The 13,346-nt window shown below is 66.5% G+C and carries 12 protein-coding genes; 7 read left to right on the top strand and 5 right to left on the bottom strand.

The window, feature by feature from the left end; genetic code table 11:
• Positions 1 to 23 precede the first annotated feature (23 nt).
• The 7 genes from ABXG85_RS03500 to gcvPB all read left to right on the top strand — a co-directional run bounded on the left by ABXG85_RS03500 (position 24) and on the right by gcvPB (position 8,677).
• Positions 24 to 1,754, top strand: coding sequence for an NAD-dependent malic enzyme (locus ABXG85_RS03500; protein ID WP_353512350.1), 1,731 nt, complete (start codon positions 24 to 26; stop codon positions 1,752 to 1,754).
• A gap of 4 nt (positions 1,755 to 1,758) precedes the next feature.
• A complete protein-coding gene (locus tag ABXG85_RS03495; protein WP_353512349.1) occupies positions 1,759 to 2,637 on the top strand; it encodes a DNA double-strand break repair nuclease NurA in 879 nt (292 codons plus the stop codon).
• A complete protein-coding gene (locus ABXG85_RS03490; RefSeq protein WP_353512348.1) occupies positions 2,637 to 4,361 on the top strand; it encodes an ATP-binding protein in 1,725 nt (574 codons plus the stop codon). The genes ABXG85_RS03495 and ABXG85_RS03490 overlap by 1 nt, the downstream gene beginning before the upstream one ends.
• A gap of 15 nt (positions 4,362 to 4,376) precedes the next feature.
• Positions 4,377 to 5,426, top strand: coding sequence for a glycine cleavage system aminomethyltransferase GcvT (gcvT, locus tag ABXG85_RS03485; protein WP_353512347.1), 1,050 nt, complete (start codon positions 4,377 to 4,379; stop codon positions 5,424 to 5,426).
• An 18-nt stretch (positions 5,427 to 5,444) separates the two neighbouring features.
• Positions 5,445 to 5,831, top strand: coding sequence for a glycine cleavage system protein GcvH (gcvH, locus tag ABXG85_RS03480; RefSeq protein ID WP_353512346.1), 387 nt, complete (start codon positions 5,445 to 5,447; stop codon positions 5,829 to 5,831).
• A gap of 111 nt (positions 5,832 to 5,942) precedes the next feature.
• The gene (gene gcvPA / locus ABXG85_RS03475) at positions 5,943 to 7,259 is read left to right on the top strand and encodes an aminomethyl-transferring glycine dehydrogenase subunit GcvPA (RefSeq protein ID WP_353512345.1); all 1,317 of its coding nucleotides are present in this window, start codon (positions 5,943 to 5,945) and stop codon (positions 7,257 to 7,259) included.
• Positions 7,256 to 8,677 carry an aminomethyl-transferring glycine dehydrogenase subunit GcvPB gene (gene gcvPB, locus ABXG85_RS03470; RefSeq protein WP_353512344.1) on the top strand — a complete coding sequence of 474 codons (1,422 nt, stop codon included), beginning with the start codon at positions 7,256 to 7,258 and terminating at the stop codon, positions 8,675 to 8,677. The genes gcvPA and gcvPB overlap by 4 nt, the downstream gene beginning before the upstream one ends.
• A 40-nt stretch (positions 8,678 to 8,717) precedes the next feature.
• On the opposite strand, the gene ABXG85_RS03465 is transcribed toward gcvPB, so the two are convergent.
• From ABXG85_RS03465 to ABXG85_RS03445, 5 genes are read right to left on the bottom strand one after another with little or no spacing between them, the layout of a single operon-like run.
• Positions 8,718 to 9,149, bottom strand: a complete 432-nt coding sequence (locus tag ABXG85_RS03465) for a rhodanese-like domain-containing protein (RefSeq protein WP_353512343.1) — start codon at positions 9,147 to 9,149, stop codon at positions 8,718 to 8,720.
• Positions 9,150 to 9,190: 41 nt separating this feature from the next.
• A complete protein-coding gene (locus ABXG85_RS03460; RefSeq protein ID WP_353512342.1) occupies positions 9,191 to 9,952 on the bottom strand; it encodes a polysulfide reductase NrfD family protein in 762 nt (253 codons plus the stop codon).
• Complete coding sequence (locus ABXG85_RS03455; protein ID WP_353512341.1) at positions 9,945 to 10,532, bottom strand: 4Fe-4S dicluster domain-containing protein; 588 nt, start codon at positions 10,530 to 10,532, stop codon at positions 9,945 to 9,947. Before ABXG85_RS03455 ends, ABXG85_RS03460 begins: the two co-directional genes overlap by 8 nt.
• Positions 10,532 to 12,829: a molybdopterin-dependent oxidoreductase gene (locus tag ABXG85_RS03450; protein ID WP_353512340.1), complete on the bottom strand. Its 2,298-nt coding sequence runs from the start codon at positions 12,827 to 12,829 to the stop codon at positions 10,532 to 10,534. Before ABXG85_RS03450 ends, ABXG85_RS03455 begins: the two co-directional genes overlap by 1 nt.
• Positions 12,801 to 13,328 carry a TorD/DmsD family molecular chaperone gene (locus tag ABXG85_RS03445; RefSeq protein ID WP_353512339.1) on the bottom strand — a complete coding sequence of 176 codons (528 nt, stop codon included), beginning with the start codon at positions 13,326 to 13,328 and terminating at the stop codon, positions 12,801 to 12,803. Before ABXG85_RS03445 ends, ABXG85_RS03450 begins: the two co-directional genes overlap by 29 nt.
• Positions 13,329 to 13,346: the final 18 nt, after the last annotated feature.

The raw sequence follows: 13,346 nt of genomic DNA, 5'->3' as shown, positions 1-13,346 counted from the left end.
GGGCGAGGTGAAAAAATAGGGGCATGCCAGTTAGCCGCTATTACGACGTCAAGCGGGACGAGAAGGGCGAGCGCTACTTAGAGCCTTACGTCACGGGCTTTTTGCTCTTAAGGCTTCCCCTCCTCAATAAGGGCACCGCCTTCACCGAGGAGGAAAGGCGCGCCCTAGGTTTAGAGGGCCTCCTGCCCCCCCACGTGAACACCCTAGAGGAGCAGAAGGAACGGGTCTATCGCCGCTACCGCCTCATCGCCTCCCCCCTGGAGAAGCACATCTACCTGCGCCACCTGCAGGACCGCAACGAGGTCCTCTTCTACGCCCTGGTGGTGGACCACCTGGAGGAGATGCTCCCCATCCTCTACACCCCCACCGTGGGGGAGGCGGTGCGGGAGTTTTCCCACATCTACCGCTACCCCCGGGGCTTCACCGCCAGCACCAAGAACATCGAGCGGGTGGAGGAGGCCTTGGGGAACGTGCCCCTGGAGGAGGTGCGCCTCATCGTGGCCACGGACTCGTCCGCCATCTTGGGCATCGGGGACCAAGGCTTTGGCGGGATGGCCATCGCCATCGGCAAGCTCACCCTTTACACCGCCGTGGGCGGGGTGGGGCCCGACAAGACCCTGCCCGTGGAGCTGGACGTGGGCACGGACCGGGAGGACCTCCTGAACGACCCCCTTTACCTGGGGGTGCGGCACAAGCGCCTAAGGGGCGAGGCCTACTATCGGTTCCTGGACCGCTTCGTGGAGGCGGTGAAACAGCGCTACCCCAAGGCCCTCATCCAGTGGGAGGACTTCGCCAAGGAGGCAGCTTTTAGCGTTCTGGAGCGCTACCGGAAGGTGGTGCCTTCCTTCAACGACGACATCCAGGGCACGGGGGCCGTGGCCCTGGCCGGGGTCCTCTCCGCCTGCCGCCTTAAGGGGGAAAGGCTGGCGGACCAGGTGGTGGTGGTCTACGGGGCGGGGGCTGGGGGGATCGGCGTGGCCTGGGCCCTTGTGGAAGGGATGAAGCGGGAGGGGTTAAGCGAGGAGGAGGCCAAGGCCCGGGTCCTGGTCCTGGATTCCCGGGGGCTTTTGGTGGAAGGGCGAAACATGGAGGCCTACAAGCGCCCCTTCGCCCAAAGGCGGGAGCGCCTTATGGGCTGGCGCTTCTCGGGCGAGTACCCAAACCTCTTGGAAACCATCCAAAACGCTCGGGCCACGGTGCTCTTGGGCCTTTCCGGGCAGGGGGGGAGCTTCACCGAGCCGGTGGCGCGGGCCATGCTGGAACACACCCCCCGCCCGGTGATCTTCCCCCTTTCCAACCCCACCTCCGCCAGCGAGGCCCTGCCCGATGACCTCATCTACTGGACGGAGGGGCGGGCCTTGGTGGCCGCGGGGAGCCCCTTCCCCCCCGTGGGGTACATGGGCCGGACCATTCCCGTGGGCCAGGGGAACAACGCCTTCGTCTTCCCTGGGCTTGGCCTGGGGGCCGTCCTCGCCCGGGCCCGGGAGGTGACGGACGGGATGGTCCTCGAGGCCGCTTACGCCCTCTACGACTTCACCCGGGAGCGTTTCCCTGAACTCCTTTATCCCCCGGTGCGCCACCTAAGGGAGGTCTCCCCCTACGTGGCCGCCCGGGTCATGCGCAAGGCCCTGGAGGAGGGGGTGGCGGAGGAGGAGCGGATCCAGGGGCTTTCCTTGGAGGAGCTTCTAGCCTTCGTGCAAAGCCGTTTCTGGGAGCCCAGGTACCTCCCGTACCGCCCTGCCCCGGTAATCTAGGGGCATGGCCTGGCGGCTTTACGCCCTGGAGCTTCCCCAGGCCCAGGAGCTCATGCCCGAGGGGCCGGAACCCGAGGGGTTTTGGCCCCTGGAGGAGCCTTGGGAACCAAGGACGGGTGAGGCGCTTCCCTGGCCCGAGCCCCTTTACTTCCTGGACGGGAAGGAGCGGGCGGAGGGGCTTGTGGCCGAGGGGAGGCGGTTGGCCCTTTTAGGGTGCGTGGCCGCGGGGGCGGTGGTCTACGAGGAGGGGAGGATGCGGCTTCTTTCCCCCGTGGTGCGCCGGGTGGGGGTGGGGCTCTCCGAGCCCCTGCCGGCGGGCGAGCTCCTGTATGCGCCCTTCCCCGTGGAGGGGGAGGGGATTTACGCCCTCCAGGAGGGCTTGCGGCGGGCCAGGGCCACCTTGGAAGCGGAGGTGGCTAAGGAGCTTTCCGGAGGGCTTTTGGTGGTGGATGGCCCCGTGCGCCTTAAGCGGGAAGGGCCCCTGGTGGGCTACGTCAAAACCCACTGGGCCCGCTACCTGCCCCCGGAAAAGGAGGCCCTCCTGGCCAGGCTTGCCCCCGGGGAGCGAAGCCCCCTTTTCCGCATCCGGCGCAAGGGGCAGGAGCTCGCCAGCTGGTATTTGCGCCTGCCCTTGCCCCCGGAAGGGGTGAGGCCCCCGGAGGCGGGGCTTTTGCGCCTGGAAACCCCTATGGAGGGCCCTTACGAGGCCCTCGCCGCCCTTTCCTTAAGCCTCTTTCCCGCCTTGGCCTCTCACCCCGTCAAGGACTCCCGGGCGCCCCAGAACCTCACCCCCGTGGGGGGCTTGGAAAGGGAGCTGGGCCGGAGGATGGGAAGCCGCGAGGTGGTGGCCAGGTTGTTGGCCCGGCATCTGGGAGGTGGTTGATGGAGCGGATCGGCGTGGTGTTGGGAAGCCGGGAGGCCACCCCCTTGGCCTTCTGGGTGGGGGTGGAGGGGGAAGGCCTTTTGCGGCTGGACGACCTGGTGGTGGTGGAAGGCTTCCACCCCAAGGTGGGGAAGGTGCGCTACTTCGGCATGGTGGACCACGTGGCCAAGGTCCACGAGGGGGAGACCTACGATACGGACACCTTCCTCGCCGTTCAGGGCCAAATCCCCGTGAGCCTGGCCTACGTGGCCCACGTGAGCGTGACCCGGATCCTCCCCGAGGAGTTCTTCCCCCCCGACCCCGGCTCTCCCGTTTACCTGGCGGAGGGGGAGGACCTGGAGCTCGCCCTTTACTACGAGGCCATGAAGAACCAAAGGGGAAGCACCAAGCTCCCCGCCGGCCTCCTCAAGAACGGGGAGGTGGCCTATTTGAACCTGGAGTTTTTGAACGGGGTGAAGGGCGGGCACGTGAACATCTCCGGCATCAGCGGGGTGGCGGCCAAGACCAGCTACGCCACCTTTCTCCTCAAAAGCCTCTTGGAAAGCGGGGTCCTGAAGGATGCCCACCAGGCCAAGGTGCTCCTTTTCAACGTCAAGGGGGAGGACCTCTTCTTCCTGGACAAGCCCAACGCCCGCCTCACGGAGGAGGCGAGGCAGGCCTACCAGGCCCTGGGCCTGCCCGCCACTCCCTTCCAGAGCGTGGCCTTTTTGGCCCCGCCCAAGAAGGACGGGTACGTGCCCGATGTGGAGACCCGGCTGGAGGGGGTGCGGGCCTACCACTACGACCTGGTCCAGTTCTGCCAAAGGGGGCTTCTGCCCTTCCTCTTCGCCGACCGGGGCTTTATGACCAACCTGGGCTTTTTGGTGCAGCACCTCACGGAAAAGCTCCGGCGGCTTGCCGAGGGGCAGAAGGGTCCCCACCTCCTGGTGGAGGACTGGGCCAAGGAAGAGCTGCCCGAGGGGATCACCTTCGACGCCTTGGGCAAGGTGCGCCTGAAGAGCTTTGCCGAGCTGGTGCGCTACTTGGAGTACAAGCTTCTGGGGCCGGAAACGGGGGAGGGGGAAGGGGACCGGAGCTGGACCGCACGGCAGGCCCGAGGGACCCTCGAGGCCTTCATCAGGCGGCTTCGGGCCAGCGTGGAGAACGTGGCCCACCTCATCCGGGGCGACCGCCCCGGCAACCCCCCGGACCCCCTTCAGGGGGAGCAGGTGCACGTGGTGGACCTGGCCAAGCTCTCCCCCCAGGCGCAGATGTTCGTGGTGGGAAGCCTCCTCAAGGACGTCTTCGAGCGCAAGGAGCGGGGGCAGTACCGGGGCCGGGTCTTCATCGTCTTGGACGAGCTCAACAAGTACGCCCCCCGGGACGAAGAAGGCCCCATCAAGGACGTGCTTTTAGACATCGCCGAGCGGGGCCGCTCCTTAGGGGTCATCCTCATCGGGGCGGAGCAGACGGCGAGCGAGGTGGAGCGCCGGGTGGTGGCCAACGCCGCTATCCGGGTGGTGGGCCGGCTGGACGCCGCGGAGGCGGAGCGCCCCGAGTACCGCTTCCTCCCCACCTCCTTCCGGCAAAGGGCCCTCATCCTGCCCCAGGGGGCGGTGATCCTGCAGCAGCCGGAGATCCCCGTGCCCCTTTTGGTGCGCTTCCCCTTCCCCGCCTGGGCCACCAAGCGGGAGGAGGTCCTGGAGGACAACTCCGCCGAGGCCCTAAGGCGGGAGCTTTTTTAGTAGCATGGCCTTGCCATGAAGCGGACCCCCCTTTACGAGGCCCACCTGCGCCTGGGCGGGCGCATGGTGGAGTTTGCCGGCTATGCCCTTCCCCTGCAGTACACCTCCATCGTGGAGGAGCACCTGGCGGTGCGGCAGGGGGCGGGGCTTTTCGACGTGAGCCACATGGGGGAGTTCTGGATCCGGGGGGAGGAGGCGTTAGCCTTCCTCCAGTGGGCCACGGCCAACGACGCCGCCCGGCTCAAGGTGGGAAGGGCCCAGTACTCCATGCTCCCCAACGAAAGGGGCGGGGTGGTGGACGACATCTACCTCTACCGCTTAGGAGAGGCGGAGTACCTCATGGTGGTGAACGCCGCCAACATCGCCAAGGACTTCGCCCACCTCGAGGCCCTGGCGGCGGGCTTCCGGGTGGAGCTGGAGGATGCCTCCGAAAGGACGGCCCTCCTCGCCCTCCAGGGCCCACAGGCGGAAAGTCTCCTCCAGGAGCTTACCGAGGCGGACCTTTCCCAGAAAAAGAAAAACGATGTGTTCCGGGCGCAGGTGGCGGGGCGTCCCGCCCTTCTCGCCCGCACGGGGTACACGGGGGAGGACGGCTTCGAAATCTTCCTCGCCCCGGAGGACGCCGAGGCGGTGTTCGTGGCCCTGGTGGAAAGGGGGGCGAAGCCGGCGGGCCTTGGGGCCCGGGATACCCTTAGGCTCGAGGCCGGCTTCCCCCTTTACGGCCACGAGCTCACCGAGGCCACCAACCCCCTCTGCACCCCCTGGGCCTGGGTGGTGAAGAAGGAGAAGGCCTTCTTTGGCAAGGAGGCCATGCTGGCCTCCCCCTGCCGGGAAAAGGTGGTGGGTCTGGTGCTGGAAACGGGCATCCCCCGGGAAGGCTACCCGGTCCTCTCTGGGGAAGCCCCGGTGGGCCGGGTGACCAGCGGGGGCTACTCCCCCCTTCTCGAGAAGGGCATCGCCTTGGCCTACGTGGAGGAGGGGGCGGAAGGTCCCTTCTTCGTGGAGGTGCGGGGCAGACGGGTACAGGCTTCCCTTAGCCCCTTGCCCTTTGTGCCGCTAAAATAGCGGGGGTTAGGAGGCGCTATGGACATACCCAAGGACCGCTTTTACACCAAGACCCACGAGTGGGCCCTGCCCGAGGGGGACACGGTGCTGGTGGGCATCACCGACTACGCCCAAGACGCCTTGGGAGACGTGGTTTACGTGGAGCTCCCCGAGGTGGGGCGCAAGGTGGAAAAGGGCGAGGCGGTGGCGGTGGTGGAGAGCGTGAAGACCGCCTCCGATATCTACGCTCCCGTGGCCGGGGAGGTGGTGGAGGTGAACCTGGCCCTGGAGAAGACCCCGGAGCTCATCAACCAGGACCCGTACGGGGAGGGCTGGATCTTCCGCCTCCGTCCCCTAGACCTGGGAGATCTGGATGACCTCCTGGACGCCGAGGGTTACCAGGAGGCCTTGGAGAGCGAAGCGTAGGGCCATGGCTTTCGGCGGGGCGAGCCTTCCCCAGGTGGGTTTAGGCGGAGGGCTTTTGCCCTTTGTTGCCCCGGGTCAAATGGCCCGGGGGTTTTGGTTAAGGATGGACCTATGGACTACACGCCCCATACCGAGGCGGAGATCCAGGAGATGCTCAGACGGGTGGGAGCGGAAAGCCTGGAGGACCTCTTCCGCCACCTGCCCGCAGAGATCCTAAACCCCCCCATAGACCTGCCTGAGCCGCTCCCGGAGTGGGCGGTTTTAGAGGCCCTTCGGCGCCTTGCCGCCCAAAACCTCCCCGCCCCCAAGGCGTTTTTGGGCGGGGGGGTTAGGAGCCACCACGTGCCCCCCGTGGTCCAGGCCCTGGCGAGCCGGGGGGAGTTCCTCACCGCCTATACCCCTTACCAACCCGAGGTGAGCCAAGGGGTCTTGCAGGCCACCTTTGAGTACCAGACCATGATCGCCGAACTCACGGGCCTCGAGGTGGCCAACGCCTCCATGTACGACGGCGCCACCGCCCTGGCGGAGGGGGTCTTGCTGGCCCTTCGGGAAACGGGGCGGATGGTTGTTTGGGTCTCCCAGGGGGTCCACCCCGAGTACCGGGCGGTCCTGAAGGCCTATCTGGAGGCGGTGGGGGCGGAGCTTAGGGTGCTTCCCCTGGAAGGGGGGCGGACCCCCTCCCTTCCCGTGCCCGAGGCGGTGGGGGCGGTGGTGGGCCAGAACCCCAACTACCTGGGGGCCCTGGAGGACCTCGCCCCCTTGGCGGAGGCGGCCCACCGGGCGGGGGCGCTTTTCGTGGCGGTGGCGGACCCCCTTTCCTTGGGGGTGCTCAAGCCCCCCGGGGCCTACGGGGCGGACATCGCCGTGGGGGACGGGCAGAGCCTGGGCCTGCCCATGGGTTATGGCGGCCCCCACTTCGGCTACTTGGCCACCAAGAAGGCTTTCGTGCGCCAGCTTCCGGGGCGCCTGGTTTCCGAGACCGTGGACGCCGAGGGCAAGCGGGGCTTCATCCTCACCCTGCAGGCCCGGGAGCAGTACATAAGGCGGGCCAAGGCCAAGAGCAACATCACCACCAACGCCCAGCTCACCGCCCTCATGGGGGCCATGTACCTGGCGGCCTTGGGGCCCGAGGGGCTTAGGGAGGTGGCCCTTCGGGGCGTGGCCCTGGCCCACCGCCTCCACGACCTCCTCCTGGAGGTGCCGGGGGTGGAGCCCTTCACCCCAAAGCCCTTCTTCCACGAGTTCGCCCTGAGGCTTCCCAAGGCCCCGGAGGCGGTGCGGGCGGCTTTGGCCGCTCGGGGCCTTCACGCCGCCACCCCCGTGCCCCGGGAGTACGGGGAGAACCTAGCCCTTTTCGCCGCCACGGAGCTTCACCAGGAGGAAGACCTTTTGGCCTTACGGAAAGCGCTAGAGGAGGTGTTGGCGTGAGCTACCCCCTGATCTTTGAACGGAGCCGCCCAGGGAGGCGGGGCCTGAAGCTGGTGAAGGAGGTGCCTCGGGCGGAGGACCTCATCCCCAAGGCCTTCTTGCGGGAAGCGCCCCCTAGGCTTCCCGAGGTGGACGAGCTCACCCTGGTGCGGCATTACACCGGGCTTTCCCGCCGTCAGGTGGGGGTGGACACCACCTTCTACCCCTTGGGCTCTTGCACCATGAAGTACAACCCCAAGCTCCACGAGGAGGCGGCCCGCCTCTTCGCCGACCTCCACCCCTACCAGGACCCCAAGACGGCGCAAGGGGCCTTGGCGCTCATGTGGGAGCTGGGGGAGTACCTCAAGGCCCTCACGGGCATGGACGCCATCACCTTGCAGCCCGCCGCCGGGGCCCACGGGGAGCTCACGGGGATATTGGTCATCCGCGCCTACCACGAGGACCGGGGGGAGGGGAAGACGCGCCGGCTCGTTTTGGTGCCGGACTCCGCCCACGGCTCCAACCCCGCCACCGCCAGCATGGCGGGCTACCAGGTGAAGGAGGTCCCCTCGGGGCCCGACGGGGAGGTGGACCTCGAGGCCCTCAAGCGGGAGCTTGGCCCCCATGTGGCCGCCATCATGCTCACCAACCCCAACACCTTGGGCCTTTTTGAGCGGCGCATCCTGGAGATCTCCCGTCTGGCCAAGGAGGCGGGGGTGCAGCTTTACTACGACGGGGCCAACCTCAACGCCATCCTGGGCTGGGCCCGGCCCGGGGACATGGGCTTTGATGTGGTCCACCTCAACCTGCACAAAACCTTCACCGTGCCCCACGGGGGAGGTGGGCCCGGTTCGGGGCCCGTGGGGGTGAAGGCGCACCTGGCCCCCTACCTGCCCGTGCCCTTGGTGGCGCGGGGGGAGGAGGGCTTTTACCTGGACGTTGACCGGCCCAAGAGCATCGGGCGGGTGAAGAGCTTCTACGGCAACTTCCTGGCCTTGGTGCGGGCCTGGGCCTACATCCGCACCCTGGGGCTTCCCGGGCTCAAAAAGGCCGCAGCCCTTTCCGTCCTGAACGCCCGCTACCTGAAGGAGCTCTTGAAGGAGAAGGGCTACCGGGTGCCCTACGATGGGCCATGCATGCACGAGTTCGTGGCCCAGCCCCCGGCGGGCTTTAGGGCCTTGGACCTCGCCAAGGGCCTTTTGGAGCTGGGCTTCCACCCCCCCACGGTGTACTTTCCCCTCATCGTCAAGGAGGCCCTCATGGTGGAGCCCACGGAAACGGAGAGCAAGGAGACCCTCGAGGCCTTCGCCGAGGCCATGGGAGAGCTCCTGCAAAAGCCCAAGGAGTGGCTGGAAAACGCTCCCTACACCACCCCGGTGCGCCGTTTGGACGAGCTCCGGGCCAACAAGTACCCCAAGCTCACCTTCTTTGACCGATAAAGATGGGGCGGGGCTTTGCCCCGCCCCGAGCTCTACTCCCTCATTTCTCCACGGGAAGCTTAGCCTCGCTCCAGGCCTTGAACCCTCCGAGGATGCTCTTCACGTTGTAGCCCTGCCCTTTCAGGAAGACCAAGGCCATGGCACCCCGGTGGCCGATGCCGCAGTAGACGAGGATGGGCTTGCCCTTAGGCAGCTCGCCTAGGCGCTTGGGAAGGTCGCGGATGGGGATGTTCACCGCTCCGGGGATCTTGCCCGCCTGCAGCTCACTGGGTTCCCGCACGTCCAGGATGAAGACGTCCAGGGTGTCCATCATCTGCTTGGCGGCGGCGGGCTGGATGCCGTAGAAGTCCTGGGGCAAGGTGGTCAGGAAGTTGCCGACTTCCCGCACCGTGAGGGCGGAAAAGGTGGTGGTGGTAGCCTGCGCTAAAACCGGGAGGGCCAAAAGGAGACCAAACCAAGCCAGCTTCTTCATGCCTTTCATCCCTTACCTCCTTTCCTTAGGGGTTTCCTCCCCTAAAGACCTAGACCTTGCCACTGACCCACAACCACCAGGAGGGCCCGCAGGCCGGCGGCCGCCAGAAGCCCCGCCCAGGGGGCGAACCCCTCACGCCCGAAGGTGCCGAGCCCCAGGAGGAGGAGAAGGTTGTAAAGAACCCCTCCCTCCTCCAGGAAATGCTCCCGGGCCTCCGCGGCGAGGGTGAAAGGGTAGAGGAGGGCCAGGAGCAGGGAGGCCCCGGCCAGGAGGCGCAAGGGGTAAAGGGCCCAGGAACTTCTCAGAAGGGACGCCAGGCCCAGGGCCAGCACCAGGGCGGTGAGGGGGAAGAGGCCAGCCATGAGCCCGTTCCACAAGGGACGGTTCAGGTTGACCGCCAGGGCCAGGCCCGGGTAGGAAAGGACCACCAAGCTGAAGGGGAGGAGCGCCCAACTAAGGATCCTCTTAGGCCCTTTCCCCAGGTAGAGAAGCCCCCCACAGAGGAAGGCCAAGGCCAGCCCCCAGGCCCCCCACCAGATGGGGCTTTGGGGATGGAAGGAAAGGAAAAGCCAGATGTGGGTGAAGCGGAAGCGGGCAGGAGACTCGGCCCAAAGGACGAAGAGGTCCAAGGCGATGAGCCCTAAGGCCCACAGGGTGTAGCGGCGGGCCTCCGGGTGCTCCTTGAGGTGCAAGAGGGAGGCGATGAGGGCCACGCCTCCCGCCAGCCCCACCAGGACAAAGTGCAGGGCATTGGTCCAGTGCCAAAACTCCTGGGCGTTGGGAAGGCCGTAAAACTCAGTCATGACGCACCTCGCTTTCCCGGGAAAGCCCCTTCTTGGAGGGGGCGTTGAGGTAAAAGAGCTTGGGCCTTGTCCCTTGCTCGGGCCGGAGCACGTCCACCCGTTCCGCCGCCCGCAGGGCCTGGGAAACCGGGCTTTCCGGATCGTCCAGGTCGCCGAAGGTGCGGCAGTGGGTGGGGCAGGTTTCCACACAGGCGGGCACCCTGCCTTGGGCTAGGCGGTGAGCGCAGAAGGTGCATTTGCCGACGTAGCCTCCTGGGTGGAGGTAGCGGGCGTCGTAGGGGCAGGCGGCTATGCAGGCTCCGCAGGCGATGCACTTCTTGGCGTCCACCAGCACCAGGCCCTCTTTCGTCGTGTGGCTAGCCCCTGTGGGGCACACCGGCACGCACGGCGGGTTTGCGCAGTGCATGCACTGTTCGGGGCGGAACTCCACGCTGAGCTCGGGAAAGGTGCCCAGTTCCCGTTCCCGGATCCAGAGGTTGAAGACCCCCGGGGGCACCTCGTTTTCCATCTTGCAGGCCACCGCGCAGGCGGCGCAGCCCACGCAGAGGCTTAGGTCTATGGCCATGGCGTAGCGGGGCATCACAGCCTCCTTTCGTCAAAGGGCCGCTTGGCCAAGGCGGTGAGGGCCGGTAGCCTGGGGCGCTCGGTCTTTTCCAGGCGCACGAAGTTCACCCGCAGGCCCGCTCCCCCGGAGATGGGGTCCAGGCGGTAGCGGGTCTGGAGGTAGGTGTCGGAGGCGCCCCGGCCGTGGGCCACCTTCATCAGGGGGGCCTTGTGGCCGAAGCCGTGGACCAGATAGACGCAATCCCGGCGGATCCTCTCCGTGGCCTTCACCCGCACCGGGCCTTCCTCCACCCCGTCTTGGTTCACCAGCTTGACGTAGTCCCCGTCTTTTAGGCCCAGCTTTCGCGCTTCCTCTTTGTGGATCCACACCTCGTTTTCCGGATCCATTTCCATGAGGACCCAGTTGTTCTGGGTGCGGGCGAAGGTGTGGACGGGGCTACGGCCGTAAAGGAGGCGGTAGAAGCCTTGGGGGGGTTCCTCGGGGGGCGTGAAGACGGGAAGGGGCGGGTGCCCCGCTTGCTTGAAGGCTTGGCAGTAAAGCTCTATTTTCCCCGAGGCTGTGCCGAAGGGCAGGCGGCCCTCCTTTTCCCAGTCCTCCAGCCAGGGCTTCCCCTTCTGCACCAGGGTGCCCATCCCTTTGAGGGTTTCCAGGTCAAACCCGATGCTTTGCAGGCGGGTGTTCAGGTACTCCTCGATGTCCTTCCAAGGGAAGTACGCCTCGAGGCCCAGGCGCAAGCCCAGTTCTCGGGCGATCCACCAACCGGGCTTGGTGTCGAAGAGGGGTTCGTGGGCGGGGACCCGCAGCTGGATGAAGGGGGTTTTGTGGGCGATGGCCACCAGGTCGTCGTAGCGCTCCAGGTAGGTGGCCTCGGGTAGGATCACGTCCGCCCACATCACGTGCTCTTGGGGCAGGACGTCAATGGCCACGTAAAGGTCCAGACGCTTCAGGGCCTCCTTGGTCCTGGGCACGTTGGGAATGGAGTGGAAGAGGTTGATGCCGTAGGCGATGAGCCCCTTTATGGGGTAGGGTTCCCCCGTGATCATGGGCTCAATGAGCTCTTGGATAGCCGTGGATTTGGCGAAGAACTTACCCTTGTCGGCCCGGGGCTTGAAGCCTTCTGGCTCGTGGTCACCTCCCCCAGGTCCTGAGCACCCCCCTGCCGCGGGTTCCAAGGGCAAGGGGGGGGTGGGGTACTTTTCCAGGTAGGGACTTTGGGCGATGTAGAAGCCCCCCGGGCGCCCGTAGTTGCCCAGGAGCACGTTCAGGTAAAGGAGGGCCATGACCCGGTAGGTGTCGTCCCCGTACCAGACGTTGTGCCGGGTGGGGGGGAGGACCGCCTTGGGCTTATGGGCCGCCATCTCCCGGGCCACTTCCCGGATAACCTCGGCGGGGATCTCCGTGTGGGTTGCCGCCCACTCGGGGGTGAGGTCCTTGACGTGGGCCTTGAGCTCGTCAAAGCCCGTGGTGTACTTGGCCACGTAGGCCTTGTCGTAAAGCTCCTCGTAGATGAGAACGTGGATCCAGGCCAGGAGCAAGGCGGTGTCGGTGCCGGGTTTGATGGGAAGCCAGCGGTGGGCCTTGGCGGCGGCGGTGGAGAAGCGGGGGTCCACCACCACCAGCTTGGCCCCCCGCTTTAGGGCCAGGGCAAAGTCTTGGAGCTGGGTGTTGTGGGTGTCCTCGCCGATGTGGTGGCCGATGAGGACGATGTAGCGGGCGTTTTCCCAGTCCACGGGTTCGTGGCCCCCGATAGGTCGGCCGAAAATCCACTGGGAGGCCACCTCGCGGGGGGCGGTGCAGAGGGAAACGGAGGGTTTGGCGGCGTTGGGGCTACCCCAGGCGGCAGGGAGGTAATCCACGAACCAGGTATCCCCGGTGCCGTGGCCGAAGAAGGCGATGGCCTCGGGTCCATATTGTTCCTTGATGGCCAGCATCTTCTGGGCCACGTGATCCAAGGCTTCGTCCCAGCTGGCTACCCGGTACTTTCCCTCCCCCCGGGCTGAGCCTTCCACCCGGATGAGGGGGCGTTTCAGGCGGTCGGGGTCGTAGGTGGTCTGGGGCATGCCTTGGCCCCGGGGGCAGAGGCGGCCACGGCTTTTGGGGTTTGCCTCGTACCCTTCTACCTTGTAAACGCGGCTTCCCACGGCGTGGGCCACGATGCCGCAACGCCAGAAGCAGCCTTCGCAGATCTGGTAGACGCTCCTCGCCTCTTGGGTATACCAGGGGGCTTTCCCCGCTTTGACGGGGCCGCTTCCCCTCAGGGCCAAGGCCCCGGCCCCTAGGGCGCTAAGCTTCAGAAACTCCCGTCTTTGCATGCACTACCTCCTCAAGCAGCCCCACCAAGGCGGCGTAAAACCCGGTGGGGTCCTTGGCCTTTACCGCTTGGGCGAAGCGCTGAAGCCAAGGGCTCAGGAATCCTTGGACCAAGACCCGGGCCAGGTCGGGGCGTTTGGGGTGGAGCAGGGCGATGGCCTCCCCAAGCGCCGCCAGGTGGTCGGGGAGCTCGCGCCAGGTTTCCTGGACCTCGAGCCCCCCTTCTCGGTAAAGCTCTAAGAGGCGGTGGTAGGAGGGCCCGAAGAGCTCCCCATCCAGGGCGTAACCGGCGTAAGGCGGCGCCGGGAGGCCCTCGGGATGGGAAACAAAGAGAAGGGTGTAGGCCGCCTGTAGCTCCTCGAGGGGTACCTGGGGCAAGGCCACGGGATGCCCGACCAGTTCCTCCAAAGCGTCTTGGAGGGTGCCGGCGTAAAGTTCCCGATGAAGGGCCTCCCCCGGGGGGCGGAATAGGCTTGCCGTGACCCAGCCCAGGAGTTCCATGCCTCACCTCCAGGTCTG

This window comes from Thermus sp. LT1-2-5, from assembly GCF_040363165.1.
Classification (GTDB): domain Bacteria; phylum Deinococcota; class Deinococci; order Deinococcales; family Thermaceae; genus Thermus.
This window is presented reverse-complemented; position numbering and strand designations above follow the sequence as displayed.